This is a genomic window from Bradyrhizobium sp. I1.14.4 (assembly GCF_050435825.1).
Lineage (GTDB): Bacteria > Pseudomonadota > Alphaproteobacteria > Rhizobiales > Xanthobacteraceae > Bradyrhizobium.
Genome location: NZ_JBNDLA010000007.1, coordinates 67,330 through 84,052, shown reverse-complemented (window position 1 = coordinate 84,052; position 16,723 = coordinate 67,330). Strand labels below are relative to the sequence as shown.

At 63.9% G+C, this 16,723-nt stretch carries 11 protein-coding genes and 1 pseudogene; 4 read left to right on the top strand and 8 right to left on the bottom strand.

Features of this window, described 5'->3' with window-relative positions; all coding sequences use genetic code 11:
• Position 1: 1 nt before the first annotated feature.
• Both ABIB78_RS16545 and ABIB78_RS16540 read right to left on the bottom strand, forming a co-directional pair.
• Positions 2-1,567 carry a formate dehydrogenase beta subunit gene (locus tag ABIB78_RS16545; RefSeq protein ID WP_429026302.1) on the bottom strand — a complete coding sequence of 522 codons (1,566 nt, stop codon included), beginning with the start codon at positions 1,565-1,567 and terminating at the stop codon, positions 2-4.
• Positions 1,564-2,040, bottom strand: coding sequence for a formate dehydrogenase subunit gamma (locus tag ABIB78_RS16540; RefSeq protein ID WP_429026301.1), 477 nt, complete (start codon positions 2,038-2,040; stop codon positions 1,564-1,566). The genes ABIB78_RS16545 and ABIB78_RS16540 overlap by 4 nt, the downstream gene beginning before the upstream one ends.
• Positions 2,041-2,296: 256 nt before the next feature.
• On the opposite strand from ABIB78_RS16540, the gene ABIB78_RS16535 reads away from it, so the two are divergent.
• The 3 genes from ABIB78_RS16535 (at position 2,297) to mdoH (ending at position 7,035) form a co-directional block, all read left to right on the top strand.
• Positions 2,297-3,193 (top strand): LysR family transcriptional regulator, encoded by an 897-nt coding sequence (locus ABIB78_RS16535; protein ID WP_429026299.1) that lies wholly within the window; start codon positions 2,297-2,299, stop codon positions 3,191-3,193.
• A 264-nt stretch (positions 3,194-3,457) separates the two neighbouring features.
• Positions 3,458-4,924, top strand: a complete 1,467-nt coding sequence (locus ABIB78_RS16530) for a glucan biosynthesis protein G (protein ID WP_429026785.1) — start codon at positions 3,458-3,460, stop codon at positions 4,922-4,924.
• Positions 4,912-7,035, top strand: a complete 2,124-nt coding sequence (gene mdoH / locus ABIB78_RS16525; protein WP_429026297.1) for a glucans biosynthesis glucosyltransferase MdoH — start codon at positions 4,912-4,914, stop codon at positions 7,033-7,035. The genes ABIB78_RS16530 and mdoH overlap by 13 nt, the downstream gene beginning before the upstream one ends.
• 8 nt (positions 7,036-7,043) lie before the next feature.
• On the opposite strand, the gene ABIB78_RS16520 is transcribed toward mdoH, so the two are convergent.
• From ABIB78_RS16520 to ABIB78_RS16505, 4 genes and pseudogenes are all read right to left on the bottom strand, one after another.
• A complete protein-coding gene (locus ABIB78_RS16520; protein WP_429026295.1) occupies positions 7,044-9,365 on the bottom strand; it encodes an ATP-binding protein in 2,322 nt (773 codons plus the stop codon).
• A 191-nt stretch (positions 9,366-9,556) separates the two neighbouring features.
• Complete coding sequence (locus tag ABIB78_RS16515; protein WP_429026293.1) at positions 9,557-10,930, bottom strand: cation-efflux pump; 1,374 nt, start codon at positions 10,928-10,930, stop codon at positions 9,557-9,559.
• A gap of 886 nt (positions 10,931-11,816) precedes the next feature.
• The gene (locus tag ABIB78_RS16510; RefSeq protein WP_429026290.1) at positions 11,817-13,127 is read right to left on the bottom strand and encodes an NAD(P)/FAD-dependent oxidoreductase; all 1,311 of its coding nucleotides are present in this window, start codon (positions 13,125-13,127) and stop codon (positions 11,817-11,819) included.
• Between the two features lie 90 nt (positions 13,128-13,217).
• A pseudogene (locus ABIB78_RS16505) lies at positions 13,218-13,444 on the bottom strand (zinc-binding dehydrogenase); the annotation flags it as partial.
• A gap of 230 nt (positions 13,445-13,674) precedes the next feature.
• Here ABIB78_RS16505 and ABIB78_RS16500 point away from each other — a divergent pair.
• Positions 13,675-14,169 (top strand): RlpA-like double-psi beta-barrel domain-containing protein, encoded by a 495-nt coding sequence (locus tag ABIB78_RS16500; protein WP_429026287.1) that lies wholly within the window; start codon positions 13,675-13,677, stop codon positions 14,167-14,169.
• Between the two features lie 189 nt (positions 14,170-14,358).
• Here ABIB78_RS16500 and ABIB78_RS16495 read toward each other — a convergent pair whose 3' ends face one another.
• Positions 14,359-15,327, bottom strand: a complete 969-nt coding sequence (locus ABIB78_RS16495; protein WP_429026285.1) for a zinc-binding dehydrogenase — start codon at positions 15,325-15,327, stop codon at positions 14,359-14,361.
• A 178-nt stretch (positions 15,328-15,505) separates the two neighbouring features.
• The gene (locus ABIB78_RS16490; protein WP_429026283.1) at positions 15,506-16,501 is read right to left on the bottom strand and encodes an NAD(P)H-dependent flavin oxidoreductase; all 996 of its coding nucleotides are present in this window, start codon (positions 16,499-16,501) and stop codon (positions 15,506-15,508) included.
• Positions 16,502-16,723: the final 222 nt, after the last annotated feature.

Sequence of the window (16,723 nt, the reverse complement as noted above, 5' to 3'; positions counted from 1 at the left end):
GTTATTCCGCGGCCTGCAGCCGGGCCGGTGCGGGACCTAAATCTCCGCCAAAATCTTCCCGGAAATGTTTCAGTGCGCTCATCACGGGGTAGGGCGTGAAGCCGCCGAGTGCGCAGAGCGAGCCGAATTTCATCGTGTTGCAGAGGTCTTCGACAACCGCGAGGTTTTCTGCCACGCGCTCGCCGTTGATGATCTTGTTGATGATCTCGACGCCGCGGGTCGAGCCGATCCGGCACGGCGTGCACTTGCCGCAGGATTCGATCGCGCAGAACTCCATCGCGAAGCGCGCCTGCTTGACCATATCGACGGTGTCGTCGAACACCACGATCCCGCCATGGCCGATCAGGCCGTCGCGCGCGGCAAACGCTTCATAGTCGAACGGCGTGTCGAACAGCGTGCGGGGGAAGTAGGCCCCTAACGGGCCGCCGACCTGCACCGCGCGCACCTTGCGTCCGGTGAACGTTCCGCCGCCGATCTCGTCGACGAGTTCGCCGAGCGAGACGCCGAACGCGGTCTCGAACAGCCCGCCATATCTGATGTTGCCGGCGAGCTGGATCGGCATCGTGCCGCGCGAGCGGCCCATGCCGAAATCAGCGTAGGCCTTGGCGCCGTTGTCGAGGATGAAGGGGATCGCCGCGAACGACAGCACGTTGTTGATCACGCTCGGGCGGCCGAACAGGCCCTTATGTGCCGGCAGCGGCGGCTTGGCTCGCACGATGCCGCGGTGGCCCTCGAGGCTTTCCAAGAGCGAGGTCTCTTCGCCGCAGACATAGGCGCCGGCGCCGACCCGCACTTCGAGATCGAACTCATGCGCGGAGCCGCCGATCCGCTTGCCGAGCAAGCCGGCGCGCCGGGCGGCTGCGATCGCCGCGTTCATCGCCTCGACCGCGTGCGGATATTCCGAGCGGATGTAGATGTAGCCCTTGGTGGCGCCGACCGTGATACCCGCGATCGTCATGCCCTCGATCACGACGAAGGGGTCGCCTTCCATGATCATGCGGTCGGCAAAGGTGCCGCTGTCGCCTTCGTCGGCGTTGCAGACGATGTATTTGCGGTCGGCGCTGGCCTGCGCCACCGTCTTCCACTTGATGCCGGTGGGGAAGCCGGCGCCGCCGCGGCCGCGCAGGCCCGACGTGGTGACGTCGGCAAGGATCTGGTCGGAGGTCAGCGTCAGCGCCCGCTCCAGGCCCTTGTAGCCGCCATGGGCGCGGTAGTCGTCGACCGAACGCGGATCGACCACGCCGCAGCGCATGAAGGTCAGCCGGGTCTGGCGCTTCAGCCAGGGAATCTCGTCCGTGACACCAAGCCGCAGGGCATGCTGGCCGTTGCCGGCCATCGCATCGAGCAGGGACGGGACGTCCGCCGCCGTCACCGGGCCGAAGGCGATGCGGCCCTGGGGGGTCGCCAGTTCGACCATCGGCTCCAGCCAGTACAGCCCCCGCGAACCGGTCCTGATAATCTCGACCGGCTTGCCGCGCGCTGCGGCCTGCTCGAAAGCGAGGGCGACGTCGTCGGCGCCGACCGCAACCGCGCCGGCATCGCGGGGAACGAAGATCCGCATCGTCATCGCTGTGCCTCCGCGACCAGAGCGTCGATGCGGGCTTCATCGAGCCGGCCGACCACGCGGCCATCCAACATCGCCGACGGCGCGGTGGCGCAGAGCCCGAGGCAGTAGATCGGCTCCAGCGTCACGCGCTCGTCCGCCGTGGTATTTCCCAGGGAAACGCCCAGCTTCGCTTCCGCGCGCGCCGCAAGCCGGTCGCCGCCGGCAGCCTGGCAGGCCTCGGCGCGGCACAGCTTGAGGACGTGACGTCCAGCCGGTGCTTTCCGGAAATCATGGTAGAAGGTGAATACGCCGTGCACCTCGGCGCGGGACAAATTGAGGGCCTCCGCCACCATCGGGATCGCCGGCTCCGGCACGTAGCCGAAGGCTTCCTGCAACGCGTGCAGGATCACCAGCGTCGCGCCTTCAAGCTCGGCATGTTCGGCGATGATTTCAGCACCGCGCGCCTTGTCCCAAGGTTCGTATCCCACCGTCATCAGCGCTACTCACGATCAGTTTTTTGCTTCGCACATCAGAATTGGAATCCTTCGAAACATCAATAAAGCTGTCTCATGCGGCGATTGCGAAACGCGATTAATAGCGTTGCCAAATGGGTTGATCCGGGATCGCAATAATGTTCTGGAATCACGCACTTCCGGGATGCTTTGGATTTCGGGATCGCGCCCTGATCGTGCTACCTATGGACGCGTCGGGCTGCCATTTGGGGCACCGCTTTCCGAAGGGGTTTGAATCTTGATCGACAAGCTGGAACTTCTGCTGGCGCTGGCCAAGGAACGGCATTTTGGCCGGGCTGCGGAGGCCTGCGGCGTCACCCAGCCGACCATGTCGACCAGTCTCAAGCAGCTCGAGGAAATCCTCGGCGTCATGCTGGTCCAGCGCGGATCCCGCTTCCAGGGTTTCACGCCGGAGGGCGAACGGACGCTGGATTGGGCGCGGCGCATCGTCGGCGATGCGCGGGCGATGAAGCAGGAGATCAACAGCCTCAAGGACAAGCTGTCGGGCGAGATCCGGATCGCGGCGATCCCGACCGTGCTCGGCATGGTGGCCTCGCTCACCACGCCGTTCCGGGCGCGTCATCCGGAGGTGCGTTTCCGCATCCAGTCGTGTACCTCGGCCGACGTGCTCGGCCTGCTCGAAAATCTCGAGGTCGATGCCGGGCTGACCTACATCGAGAACGAGCCGATCGGAAAGGTCCGCACCATCCCGCTCTACAATGAGAGCTATCGTCTGCTGACGGCGCCCGACGCGATGTTCGGCGACCGCAAGCAGGTCACCTGGAAGGAAGTCGGCACCGTGCCGCTCTGTCTGCTCACGCCCGACATGCAGAACCGCCGCATCATCGATCGTGCGCTGACCTCGGTCGGCGCGGAGGCGACGCCGACGCTGACGTCGAATTCACTGCTCGTGCTCTATACCCATGTGAAGACCGGCCGCTGGGCGAGCGTGATGCCGGCCAAGCTCGCCGAGACGCTCGGCCTTGCGGACGCCGTGCGCAGCATTCCGATCGTCGATCCGGTCGTGGACTACAGCATCGGCTTGGTGATCCCGCAGCGCGATCCGATGACGCCGCTGATCGCGGCCTTGGTGCAGGTCGCGCGCGAGGTCGCACCGACGCTGGAGAGCGCGTAGCTTTCGGCGATCTGTCGCGGCTCTTCCACCACGGTTCCATATTGGACAATCGCCTGGCCAGGCGCGCCAGGAAGCAATCGCGCGTTGTCGCCTCGCCTTGAAGCAAGTCCTGGTGCACAGCCGGGAAGCAATCTTCTGCTGCACGCAGCAACAATGGAACTCACAGACGGTTGAGCGGTTTCATTGCGGCATCCCGATCAGCGAGCAGGAGCTGCCTTGAATCGTCGTGAGTTACTCCATGGATCGGCCGTGTTGCCGACACTGATGTTCTTGCCGCCGCGGGCGGCTGCAGCCGCAGGGAACACGTCGGACGCCCCCTTCAACCCGTCCATGGTGCGGGAGCTCGCCCGCAACCTTGCCAGCAAGTCATTCGAGGCGCCGGACGAGAAATTGCCGAATGGCCTGACCGACCTGAACTACGATCAGTACCGGTCGATCCGCTTCGTGCCCGAGCGCGCGTTGTGGCGCGGCGCGAAACTGCCGTTCGAAGCGCAGTTCTTCCACCGCGGCTTCTTCTACAAGAACAAGATCAATATCTTCGAGGTCGCTGACGGCAAGGTCAGCGAAGTCAAGTACGGCAAGGACATGTTTTCGTTCGGTGAGACCGTGCCTGCGTTCACCGAGACGGACCTCGGCTTTGCCGGATTTCGTATCCACGCGCCGATCAACAAGCCGGACTATTACGACGAGGTCTGCGTCTTCCTGGGCGCAAGTTATTTCCGCGCCGTCGCCAAGGATGAGACCTATGGCCTGTCGGCGCGCGGCCTTTCGATCGATACCGGAGAAGCCAAGGGCGAGGAGTTTCCGTTCTTCAAGGCATTCTGGCTCGAGCGTCCGGTGCCCAACGCAACCTCGCTGGTCATTCATGCCTTGCTCGACAGCAAGAGCTGCGCGGCGAGCTATCGCTTCACGATCAGGCCTGGAGCGACTACGGTCTTCGACGTCGAGGCATCGCTTTATCCGCGTGCCGATCTCGAGCACGTCGGCCTTGCGCCGATGACCAGCATGTTCTTCTTCGGGCCCAATGATCGCAATGAAGTCGATGACTTCAGGCCGTCCGTGCACGATTCCGACGGGCTTGCGATCTACAACGGCAAGGGCGAGAGCCTGTGGCGTCCGCTGAGCAATCCGCGCGACCTCCAGATCAGCACGTTCCAGGACATCAATCCGCACGGCTTCGGGCTGATGCAGCGGGAGAAGAATTTCTTCGCCTATCAGGACATCGAATCGCGCTTCGAGAAGCGTCCGAGCCTGTGGGTCGAGCCGATCGGCGACTGGGGCGAAGGCGCGGTGATCCTGTTCGAGATTCCGACCAAGGAGGAGATCCACGACAACATCGCCGCGTTCTGGCGACCGAAGGCGCCGCTTCGCGCCAAGAGCGAGACCAATCTCACCTACCGCCTGCATTGGGGACCTGACGCGCCGAAGCCGCATTCGCTCGCGCGCTTCACCCGCACCGGCATCGGTGCACATGACGAGAACAGCAAGCTGTTCGTGCTCGACCTGTTCGGGGACAATCTGAAGGGGATCGATCCGGGCAGCATCAAGGGCGTCGTGTCGGCCGAGAAGGCCGAGATCACGAACGTCGTCACGCAGCCAAATCCGAATACGGGCGGATGGCGGCTCAGCTTCCAGTGTGCCGTCAAGAAGGACCCGATCGAGCTGCGCGCCCATCTGGCGCAGGATGACAAGCCGCTCTCGGAGATCTGGGTCTATCGATGGGCGCCATAGTCTCGTCGCCTCATCCCGACGTCACCGCCACGGCGACCGACGGCTTCCTTCCGCAAGAGACGCCGCTTGCGATGTCCGCGGCCGATCTTGACCAGCCGCCGCGCGCCGTGAGCAAGCCGGTGTCGGTCGGCGCGGGCATGTTCATGCGCCGCGCGTTTGTGCTGGTGCTGACGGCGGCGCTGACCGGCGCCGGCGCCTACGAGATGTACATGGTGGTCCAGGTCGGCGGCGTGACGATCATGGAAGGCATGGTGCTGGTGCTGTTCGTGGCGCTGCTCGCCTGGGTCGCGTTTTCGTTTGTCTCGGCGCTCGCCGGCTTTTTCGTGCTGCTTCGGCGCCATGGGAACGCCTTGCCGATCCAGGACGATGGTCCCTTGCCGCAGATCGCGAGCCGGACTGCGGTGCTGCTCCCGACCTACAACGAGAATCCCCATCAATTGATGGCGCGCCTGCACGCCATCTACGAGTCGGTCGAGGCGACCGGACACGGGGAAGGCTTCGACTGGTTCGTGCTGAGCGACACGCGCGATCCCGATATCTGGATCGCCGAGGAACAGGCGTTCCTCGCGCTCAGCGATGCCTGTGGCGGGGGGCGGCTCTACTACCGGCATCGCGCCGACAACACGGCGCGGAAGTCAGGCAATGTCGGCGAGTGGATCACGCGGTTCGGCGGCGCCTACCAGTTCATGATCGTGCTCGACGCCGACAGCCTGATGTCGGGTGACACCATGGTGCGGATGGTTCACGCCATGGAGACCAATCCGCAGGCAGCGCTGCTGCAGACGTTGCCTGTCATCGTCAACGCGCGCAGCCTGTTCAGCCGTCTGCAGCAGTTCGCCGGCCGGCTCTACGGGCCGATGGTCGCAGCTGGCGTCGCATGGTGGCACGGCTCCGAAGGCAATTATTGGGGACACAATGCGATCATCAGGATTCAGGCCTTTGCGGAGCAGGCGGGCCTGCCGGAGCTGGCCGGACGAAAGCCGTTCGGCGGCCATATCCTGAGCCACGATTTTGTCGAGGCGGCGCTGATGCGGCGCGCCGGCTGGGGCATCTACATGGCGCCGGTGCTCGGCGGCAGTTTTGAGGAGGTGCCGCCGTCGCTGCTGGATTTCGCCGCGCGCGACCGGCGCTGGTGCCAGGGCAATCTGCAGCATCTCGCCGTACTGACGACGCGCAGGCTGCATTGGGTCTCGCGGCTGCATTTCATGACAGGGATCGGCTCCTACATCACCGCGCCGCTCTGGCTGTCGTTCCTGCTGCTCGGAATCCTGATCTCGTTGCAGGCGCGCTTCATTCGTCCGGAGTATTTTCCGAAGGGCTTCTCGCTGTTTCCGAACTGGCCGGCGCAGGACCCCGTGCTCGCCGCCTGGGTCTTTGGTCTCACCATGGCGCTGCTGATCGTGCCGAAGCTGCTCGGCTTCATCCTGTTGCTGACGCGGTCGGACACGCGCCGGCAATTCGGCGGCGGCTTTCGGGCGTTTGCAGGTGTCATCGCCGAGGTGTTGATTTCGGCAATGATCGCGCCGGTCATGATGGTGTTCCAGTCGATAGCCGTCGTCGAGATATTGCTCGGGCAGGATGCGGGCTGGCAGACACAGCGACGCGACGACGGCGAGGTCGAGCGGCGCGAGCTGTATCGGAAATACGGCATCCCGACCGCCTGCGGTATCGCGATGGCGGCAAGCGCCTATGCCGTGTCATTGCCGCTGCTGCTTTGGATGTCGCCGGTGATCGTCGGCCTGCTGTTTGCGATCCCGATCGGGGCCTGGACCGCCAGGCCGGCAATGCGCGCTCTGTTCGCGACGCCGGAGGAGGTGAGGCCGCCGAGCGTGCTGGCCCGCGCCAACGAACTGGCGTCGTCACCCCCGCGTGGCTCCGCACCTGCGCTCGCGGCGTTGCGGCGGGATTCCGGCTTGCTGCATCGTCATCTGTCATCGCTTCCGCCGGCGAGGCGCGGCGGCCCTGGCGAGATCGACCTTCATCTCGCGGTGGCGCGCGCGCGGATCGAGGCAAGCGACAGCTTCGACGAGGCGGTCGGCCATCTCACGCCGCGCGAGACGCTGGCAGTGCTCGGCGATCCAGCGCTGCTGCAAGGGGTGCTTGCGAAGTAACGCCGGACTTAAGCAGCCTCCCGCACTTTCGTCTGCAAGCTCCGTGGATCGCGGGGCAGCGTGATGCGGACGACGGTGCCGACGCCGAGCTTGGAGCGCAGCCTCATCGAGCCTCCGTGCAGGTTGGTGAGCGAGCGCGCGATCGCAAGTCCGAGGCCCGAACCCTGGTAGCTCTTGGTGAGCTGGCTCTCGACCTGTTCGAACGGCTTGCCGAGCCGCCGCAGCGATTCCGGCGCGATGCCGATGCCGCTGTCGGCGATCAGCAGCACGATCGAGTCATCCAGCATCTGGCCGCGCACAAGCACGCGGCCGTTGTCGGGCGTGAACTTCACCGCGTTGGAGAGCAGGTTGACGATGATCTGCTTGACCGCGCGGCGGTCGGCGACAACAGAGATCGTGCTTTCGATATCCGATTCGAGCGACAGCCCCTTGTGCTCGGCGCGGCCGGAGACCACCCGCAGCGACTCGGCGAGGATGCCGGAGAGGTCGAGCGGCTCCATGTCGAACTTCATGCGGCCGGCCTCGATCTTCGACATGTCGAGAATGTCGTTGATGACCTCGAGCAGGTATTTCCCCGATGTCAGGATGTCGTGGCAGTACTCCGCGTACTTGTCCGAGCCGAGCGTCCCGAACAGGCCGCTGCCCATGATCTCGGAGAAGCCGATGATGGCGTTGAGCGGCGTGCGCAGCTCATGGCTCATATTGGCGAGGAATTTCGACTTCGCGGCGTTGGCGTCCTCGGCCCGGGTCTTCTCCTGCGAATATTTTTCGGCGAGGTCGGCGAGCTCGACGGCCTGCCGTTCCAGTTCGGACTGCGAGCGCTGCAGGTCGATCACGGTGGCGCGCAGGCGTAGATCGTTGTCGACCAGCTTCTGCTCGTGCGCCTTGATGCGGGTGATGTCGGTGCCCACCGAGACGTAGCCGCCGTCCTTGGTGCGGCGCTCGCTGATGTGCAGCCAGCTGCCGTCGTCGAGCTGAGCCTCGAAGGTGCGGGCGCCGGGCGCCGGCATGCCACTCTCGTGCAGGCGGGTGCGTACTTCGGGCATGCTGCCGACCTCGATCACGGTCTCGTAGGAGGTGCCGGGGTTGACGGCGGAATCCGGCAGCTTGTGCAGCCGCTGGAAGTGCGAGTTGCACAGCACGAGGCGGTCCTCGGCGTCCCAGAGCACGAAGGCCTCCGGAATGGTCTCGATGGCGTCGCGCAGCCTGAGATCGGCTTCCACCGACCTCTCGGCAAGGCTCTTCTGCTCGGTGACGTCGATCGCGATGCCGATCAAGTGCTGGCCGCTGTCCGCCGCGGCGTGGCTGAGCTCACAGCGCACGCGCAGCCAGATCCAGTGGCCGCCGACATGGCGCATGCGGAAGCTCTGGTCGATGTGATCGATCTTGTTCGAGATCAGCTGCTCGGCGATGTCGAACAGGTTGATGTCGTCGGAGTTCACCAGCGCGTTGACCTCGCCGAAGGTGAGGAGGTCGTTTCGGGTATCGAGGCCGAGCAGGGTGAACATCGACTGCGACCAGAAGATCCTGCCGCGCGACAGGTCCCAGTCCCACAATCCGCAGCGGCCGCGATTGAGCGCGGTGTCGATCCGGCCGCGCACGGCGTCGTTGATCAGGTCGCCCTCGCGGGCGCGGGTCGATTGCCAGTGGAAGGCGAAGCCGAGGATCAGCACCACGAAGCTCGTGGTCGCCGACAGCGTCACCGAGAGCGCGGCGTCCGATCCCCAGATCGGCTCGTTCATCTCCTGGATGACGACGACCTGGCCGGGCAGCGACTTGACGAGTTGCGAGATCGCCAGCGCGCCGGTGCCGCCCGGCAGCGTCATGTCATTGACCACGCCCTGCTGGCCGGGCGCGACGAGCAGCTGCGCGGTGGAGACGATGTCGAGGATGCGGTCGTTCTCGCCGGCGCCGTCGATCGGCACGCGTGCCAGCACGCGGTGATCGGCGCTGGTGATGATGACGTGGCGGCCGTAGGCGATGCCCCAGGACGGGATCAGGTCCGGCAGCAGCTCCTGCATCCGCTCGATGTTGGCGAGCCGCTCGCGGCGCACCGAGGTCAGGCGATCGAGACGCTCGGCGAGGATGTCGGAGAGCGCGGCGAGGTCGCGCTTCGTCGCGCCGCGTTTCTGCCGGTTCTGGTCGATCACCTGGACGAAGGCGCCGAGGCAGATCGTGATGAGGAAGGCGATGATCAGCGTAGGGACAGCGCGGCGCAGTGCAGGCTCGGCCGTCAGGAGCCTGTGATAGGCCGGTTTCGCGATCGACTGCGCCAATCCCTTGATCGAATCGGATTGGACGCAAGCGTTCGCTGCATGCGCGCGCGCCATGCCTTAGACCCCCATCTAAGCTGATTTTTACCCGGTCCGGATGCTCCCCTCGTCGCATCCGAATCATGATGATTTGAATCCAGATTTCCCGGGCTGTCGAGAGTCAACGATTCGTTAATGCGAAAAAATTCTTGTCCAAGAGAGAATCATCAGGCGCAAAGTGAGTCCGAAACGGGAACGGCTCCGTAGAATTACGCGCGCGTCGGTTCTGCGTGACTGATCACACGCTTCACGGTGGGGAACGCGCGGCGCAGCTTGCGTTCGATCTCGTCGACGCTTTCGTGCACCTTGATCACACTCATCGAAGGCTGAGCGCGGCAATGGAAGTTGACGATCTCGCCGGCGTCGCTATTGCGCACCCGCACATTATGGATGTCATGGATCGCGCCGCCATCGGCAAATCCGGTCAGCGCGGCCTTGATGGCTTCGACGCGGTCGGGCGCGGCGTCGGTTCCCCACGGCAGCTCCGGTTCGAGCGGTTCGATATGGGTGTCGACCTCGACGTCCTCGCCAAAGTCCTCGCGGATCGCGCGCTCGAACTCGTGGGCGATGTCGTGTGCGGCGTTCAGCGCCATGTCGCTGTCGACCTCGAGGTCGATGCCGACGATCAGCTTGCCGGCGATGTCGTGCACGGTGACGTGGTGGATGGCGAGGCCGGAATTGCGCGCGATCACCATGATGCGTTCGCGCACGCTCTCATTGTCGCGCGCCACCGGCACCGCGGTGAAGGTGAGGTCGGCGTCGCCCAGCGCCTTGGTCACCGCCTGCTGTGCCCTGCGCTTGATGTCCTCGACGCGGTCGATCGGATAGGTGCGCGGCACGGTGACGAAGGCATCGATGAAATGCGTTGCGCCGACCATGCGGACCCGCAGGCGGTCGACGTCGACGACCCCCGGCACGGCCCGGATGGCGGCCGTGGTCTTCTCCAGCGCGCCTTCGGGGGCGCGGTCGAGCAGGGTCTCGACCGTCTCCCGCGCCATGCGCAGGCCGAGCAGGGCAATCATCACGGCGACGGCGATGGCGGCCGCGGCATCGCCCCACCAGAAGCCAAGGCCTGCCAGCACCAGGCCGACAATGACGGCCGCCGAGCCCATCACGTCGGAGGCAAAATGCAGCGCATCGGCCGCCAGCGCCTGGCTCTTGGTGTCGCGCGCGGCGCGGTGCAGCGCACGGGCCCGCCACAGATTGACGCCGATATCGATGACGAGAACGATGAAGGGAATCGCCGAGATCGACGGCGGCGGTGCACCTTCGCGCAGATGGCTGTAGGCCTGCACCAGGATGCCGCCGGCCAGCACATAGAGCAGGGCGATGATGAAGAGCGCCGAGACGCTCTCGAACTTGCCATGGCCGTAGTGATGCTCGGCGTCGGCCGGCTGATCCGAGACCCGCACCACCGCCCAGGTGATGATGGTTGCGACCAGGTCGATCGAAGAGTGCAGCGCTTCGGAGATCAGCGCCAGCGATCCGATGGCGATGCCGACGACGAACTTCGCCACGGCCATGCTGCCACTGGCGAGGATCGAGATCGCGGCGACTGATGTCTTGGTGTTGGGTGCGCTCATGGGCGGCGGTTTAGCAGTCCATCTGTGAACATCAAGTGTCGTTCGCAACGCGCAATCGCAACTCACTTGCAAGTGCATCGTAGTGCCAAGATCACGCTGTCGTCCTGGCGAAAGCCAGGATCCATAACCACAGGGTCGTGTTGTTGAATGAGCTGTAGCAGCTGCATCGCGTCATGACTCGCATTCGGGGTAATGGGTCCTGGCTCCCGTGCGCAATTGCGCACTAGGCCAGGACGACGCTGGATGTGTTGTGCGACGTGTCAACCATACATCCTCGTTCTCGCGGCGAGTTTCGCCCGAGCTTTGCAAGATCATTCGCCCTCGGAAGAGGGCGCAGGGAATGCCGGGTGCGCGCTGCACCCGCGGTCTCGTGTGCAAAAGTGGAAACAAAAACGCGCATACAGGTTCAGCGGAGGCACTCCGGCATTCCCTGCGCGATGGCTTTACGGCTTACTTCGTGCTCTCCCCGGCGAGACCGGGCTTTGTTGTCACCGCCCTCGCAAAAACGCTTTCACGTTTTGCGAGAGGACACCTGCCACTGGGGCGTCAGGACCACACGACTTCGCCGTCCGCCTCATGCATGCTCGTCAGTCACACACGCGGCGGCCACCGCATCTCACCGCAACACCCGTGACGATCGCGAAGCGCCCCTCGATCGGGTGAGACGGGCGGACCATACACTGAGTTGCGTTTCTGATAAAGCGAAATATTTTTTGTTGCGGGGCTTGACGTGTTTTCCTGAGTTGCCCGTCGTGTCGAATTGGCAACACCCATCGTCGCAAGCCGCACCGTAGGATGCGTAGAGCGACTTGTCCGCCGTAGCTGCGCTCCACCACCCCTTTGCGGTCAGCCAGGGCCAGATGCAGACATTTTCGGAATGCTGATTTTAAGCCGCGAACAGATTTTCAATAGTCTCTGGCAGGAAAGCTTCCGGCGGCAAGCGCTCGGGACCGATCAGCACGGCCGGGTAAGGCGACACGCGACGCTCAGCTGCACGCATGGTCACGCGAGCCCGGCGCGCTTTCGCATCAGGACCGAACTCCACCCTGAGTTGCCTTGCAAGACGGGCCGCGATCCTCAGCCGCCGCATGCGTTCACGCCGTTCCTCGACATAGGGTGCGAAGTCGCTCTGGCTCCAGTCGCCGTCGGCGAGGAGAATGTCCCTCATCAATCGCACATCCCGCAACGTAATCGAGACGCCCTGTCCGGTGATGGGATCATTGTGGCCAGCAGCATCGCCGATCAGCGCGACGCCGGGTGCAGTCGGATTGTCGATCCAATGATCCTCGTTTGAGACTCCGTTCAATGGTCCAATCGGCGTGCCTGCTGCAATCGCCTCGCCCAGCGGCAGACAGTTCAGCCGAAAGGCGCGGAGCATCTGGGCTTGCTTGTCGGGACCAGAAAATCGCGCGCGGTCGGCAAAATCGTAACAGGCATACAGGCGAACGAGATCCTTGCCCTGCGGGAAGACCAAATAGTGAAGCCTGCCCTCGGTTCCGATCGCCTGCACGTTGCGTGGCCAATCCGGCACATTGGCCACCAGCATGCCGCAGATAATGCTGTGCGGCAGATCGGCTTCGACGCGAAACTCAAGCCGCTTCCTGACTTGCGAGTTGCGCCCGTCGGCCCCGATCACGAGGCGGGGTGACAGCGTTGTCGTCAGTCCGTCGTGAACAAAGGACACCACAGGCCGCGCGCCTGGCGTCACCTCGATGTGCTCGACGCCCCTGATGAACCGAACGCCGCACTCAACAGCCGCATCGTGAAGGATATTGCACATCAGCGGATGACCAATGCACAACGCTCCTGGTGCTTCCGGATGCATCACAGTCAAATCCATCGCATGCTGCTCGGCGGCATCCGACGGCCAGATTTCGTCGTACAGAACGTTGCGCGAGATGCAGAGACCGCCGTGCTCCCGCAGCAGATTGAGAAGATCAAGCCGGTTCGCCTCCGCAACACCCCAGGGAGCGATCCATTCGCCGCGAACTCGATCGGGAAAGACGGTCTCGCGTTCGAGCACGACGATCTTGATGCCATCGCGGGCGAGCACGCTCGCCAGCGCACCACCGCCAATACCTCCACCAACTATTACAATATCCGGCGATGCACTGGTCATCATAATCTCCGTTTTATCGACAATCGATTGCGCAAAAACGGGACTATGGAGGAACTTTCGACGATTGACGAGAGGCAACCACTCCAGCCCAGATCAGAAGGAGGAAGAAAACATTGCTCTTTGGTCAATGAAAGTACGCTTGCAAGCGTCTGCTTCGGCCAATCCTCCCTACGCACTTGCCCGCTGCAGCGTCACCACGATCTTGCCAAGATGCTTGTTGGCTTCCATGTGCGCGAACGCCTTGCCGATGTCGGCGAACTTGTAGACCTGGTCGATCGGCAGCTGCAGCTTGCGCGCTTCGACTGCGGGCCAGATGTCCTTGCGCACATCGTCAAAACCTCGCGGATCTCCTCGATCGAGCGGGTGCGGAAGGTGACTCCGATATGCTCTTCACGCGCTGTCGAAGACCGCTCCATTCAGTCATTTTGCTGACGCAATCTCTGTCTTAGTCGGGCGCGAAACTGAAGGCACGGTGTGAGGACCGCCCCGGTTCTCATAATGGTTCCGTCGCCGGAACTGGCGCGAATCCGCAAAGAATTGGCACGCGTTAACGCCTCCGCGTTCGTTTGTCCGTGTTTTGCGGCATCGGGAACCGGGCGATCGAAAAAAAATAAATCAAGGAGTTATGATGCTGTTCGGCTCGAGCGCCGCAATTTGCGGCGCCCTGGTTGCGCTCGCCATTTCTGGCACCGCTGCTCGAAGTGAAATCGGTGCGGTTCATTCAAGCGCCGTCGTCAACGCCGCGTGTGGGGATGCAATCGTTGGCGCGGCATCCATGTACAATCCGTTCAAGCCCGGCAAGGAGGAGGGCGGTCCGAGCACAGCCTCCGGCGAGCGCTATGATCGCTCGGTCTGGGCGGCTGCCATCAAAACGAGTTTGCGTCGGAAGTTTGGTGGGGTCGAATTTGGCGCGAGGCCGAAATATGCCCTCGTCGAGGCTGTAGGCAAGAAGGTCATCGTGAAGATAAATGACGTGGGGCCACTACGGCCTGGCCGCATCATTGACCTCAATGAGCGGACGATGCGCTATTTCGATCCAAGCCTGGAGCTCGGAGTCCTTAGCGGCGTAAAGGTCAGCCCGCTTGCGGGGGATTATTGGATTCCCGGACCGGCCGGCTGAACACCGCACGCGAAAGAGCCGCGGCATAGCACGCAGCAGGCGCGGATTAGCCCACCGGGTCCGCGCGAAGCGCGGCCCGATGACAGGCTCCGGCATAATCCGCGCTTGCATCCAGCAAAAGATGGCGGATTACGCTTCGCTAATCCGCCCTTCGCTCGCAATGACGATGACAATCGCCGGAGCCTGCTGCTACAGCGTCACCACGATCTTGCCGAGGTGCTTGTTCGCTTCCATGTGCTCGAACGCCTTGCCGATGTCGGCGAACTTGTAGACCTGGTCGATCGGCAGCTGCAGCTTGCGCGCTTCGACCGCGGGCCAGATGTCCTTGCGCACCTCGTCGAAGATTTCGCGGATCTCCTCGATCGAGCGGGTGCGGAAGGTGACGCCGATATATTGGATGCGACGCGCCGCGTGCAGGTCGAAGTTGAAGTCGCCATGGGTGCCGCCGAGCCGGCCGACATTGACGATGCGGCCCTTGACCCTGGTCGCCTTGAGGTTCTGGTTTGCGACCGGTCCTGAGATCTGATCGACGATCAGATCTACGCCTTCGCCGCCGGTCGCCTGCAACACCTGATCGACCCAGCCGGAATCCCTGGAATCCACCGCGAGATCGGCGCCGAACTCTTTCAAGCGGCCGCGGCGCATCGCATCGGTCGAGGATCCCACCACGAGCTTCGCACCTTTCAGTTTCGCGATCTGCATCGCCATCAGGCCGACGCCGGAGCTCGCGCCCTGGATCAGCACGGTCTGCCCGGCATGCAGTGCGCCGTTGGTGACAACGGCATTGTGCATGGTGGCGAGCGCGACGGGGAGGGTGGCGGCCTCGTCGAAATTCATGTTCGATGGCGTGCGGAACAGCCGGCCGTGGTCGGCGAGCGTGTATTCGGCGAACGCCGCGCCGCCGGAGCCCATGATCTTGTCGCCGACCTTGACGCCCCTGGCGTCGGGGCCGAGCTCGGCGACCTCGCCGGCCCATTCCATGCCGAGCACGGTGCCGACGCCGCCGGCCGCGCCGTGGGCGTGGCCCTTGGTCATGCCGAGATCGGCGCGGTTCAGCCCGCAGGCACGAACCTTGACCAGCACCTGGGTGCCCTTCGGCGTGGGTTTCGCGACGTCTGATATCTCAGGGCCATTGGCTCCGTACACATAGGCTTTCATGAGGTCATTCCTTTCGGTCTAAATCCTGATGGTGAGGAGCGCGTCTTCGCGCATCTCGAACCATGAGGCCCGACTGTGGCCTCGTCCTTCGAGACGCTTGCTTCGCAAGCTCCTCCAGCGACAACGGCAAAGCCGTTGCGCGGGGATGAGGGGACAGAGCCGCACGCGATAAGAACGGCTATTCCGCGGCCTGGCGCTTGGCGCCGGACATCATCGCTTCCAGCCGCTCGCGGATGATCGCCTCCGCCTCGTGCACGATGCGCGAGATGAGCTCGGCGCAGGACGGAATGTCGTGGATCAGGCCCTGCACCTGGCCGGCCGACCAGATGCCTTCGTCGGCATCGCCTGACGCGTAGACCATCTTGCCGCGGGCGCCGGCGACCAGTTCGCGGACGTCCTCGAACTTGGCGCCTTCCTTCTCCATCTGCACGACCTTGGTCGAGATCGCGTTCCTGGCGACGCGCGAGGTGTTGCGCATGGTGCGGAAGATCAGCTCGGTCTCGCGCTCGTCATTGGCGACGATGCGTTCCTTCACGAGCTGATGGATCGGGCTTTCCTTGGTGCACATGAAGCGCGTGCCCATGTTGATGCCTTCGGCGCCGAGCGCGAGCGCGGCGACCAGGCCGCGCGCATCGCCGAAGCCGCCGGAGGCGATCATCGGGATCTTCACCTTGTCGGCGGCGGCCGGAATCAGGATCAGGCCGGGGGTGTCGTCCTCGCCGGGATGTCCGGCGCATTCAAAGCCGTCGATCGAGATCGCGTCGGCGCCCATCCGCTCGGCGGACAGCGCGTGGCGGACGCTGGTGCATTTGTGCAGCACCTTGATGCCGTGCTTCTTGAACTCGTCGACATGTTCCTGCGGCTTGTTGCCGGCGGTCTCGACGATCTTGATGCCGCTCTCGATGATGACCTGGCGGTATTCGGCGTAGGGGGGCGGCTTGATCGCGGGCAGGATGGTCAGATTCACGCCGAACGGCTTGTCGGTCAGCTCGCGGCAGCGCGCGATTTCCTTGCGCAGATCGTCCGGCGTCGGCTGGGTCAGCGCAGTGATCATGCCGAGCGCGCCGGCATTGGCGACGGCGGCAACCAGCTCCGCGCGTCCGACCCATTGCATGCCGCCCTGCACGATCGGGTGGTCGACGCCGAACATTTCGGTGAAACGTGTCTTGATCATTCTGCCCTCGTTTCCATCAGAATTTTCCGCGACGCGGACGGCCGCGCACGGTGTTGTTTTTGGATGTCGAGCGGAAGGATGCAGTTGTGTCCGGCAAATGTCTACCGGCGACCTGCGGCGCGCCCATGCGGAAATGATGGGGCGCGGCGGTCAGGCGAGGGCGGGGCGGAAATCTTTCGTCATCTGTTCAGGCGCGGACGATCGACACGCCGCGCCTGGCTG

Excerpts from the sequence above, each read along its gene's own strand:
- ABIB78_RS16515 (WP_429026293.1), bottom strand. The coding sequence starts at position 10,930 with ATGAGCGCACCCAACACCAAGACATCAGTCGCCGCGATCTCGATCCTC.
- ABIB78_RS16490 (WP_429026283.1), bottom strand. The coding sequence starts at position 16,501 with ATGATCAAGACACGTTTCACCGAAATGTTCGGCGTCGACCACCCGATC.
- ABIB78_RS16500 (WP_429026287.1), top strand. The coding sequence starts at position 13,675 with ATGATGCTGTTCGGCTCGAGCGCCGCAATTTGCGGCGCCCTGGTTGCG.
- mdoH (WP_429026297.1), top strand. The coding sequence starts at position 4,912 with ATGGGCGCCATAGTCTCGTCGCCTCATCCCGACGTCACCGCCACGGCG.
- ABIB78_RS16540 (WP_429026301.1), bottom strand. The coding sequence starts at position 2,040 with ATGACGGTGGGATACGAACCTTGGGACAAGGCGCGCGGTGCTGAAATC.
- ABIB78_RS16495 (WP_429026285.1), bottom strand. The coding sequence starts at position 15,327 with ATGAAAGCCTATGTGTACGGAGCCAATGGCCCTGAGATATCAGACGTC.
- ABIB78_RS16520 (WP_429026295.1), bottom strand. The coding sequence starts at position 9,365 with ATGGCGCGCGCGCATGCAGCGAACGCTTGCGTCCAATCCGATTCGATC.
- ABIB78_RS16530 (WP_429026785.1), top strand. The coding sequence starts at position 3,458 with ATGTTCTTGCCGCCGCGGGCGGCTGCAGCCGCAGGGAACACGTCGGAC.
- ABIB78_RS16545 (WP_429026302.1), bottom strand. The coding sequence starts at position 1,567 with ATGACGATGCGGATCTTCGTTCCCCGCGATGCCGGCGCGGTTGCGGTC.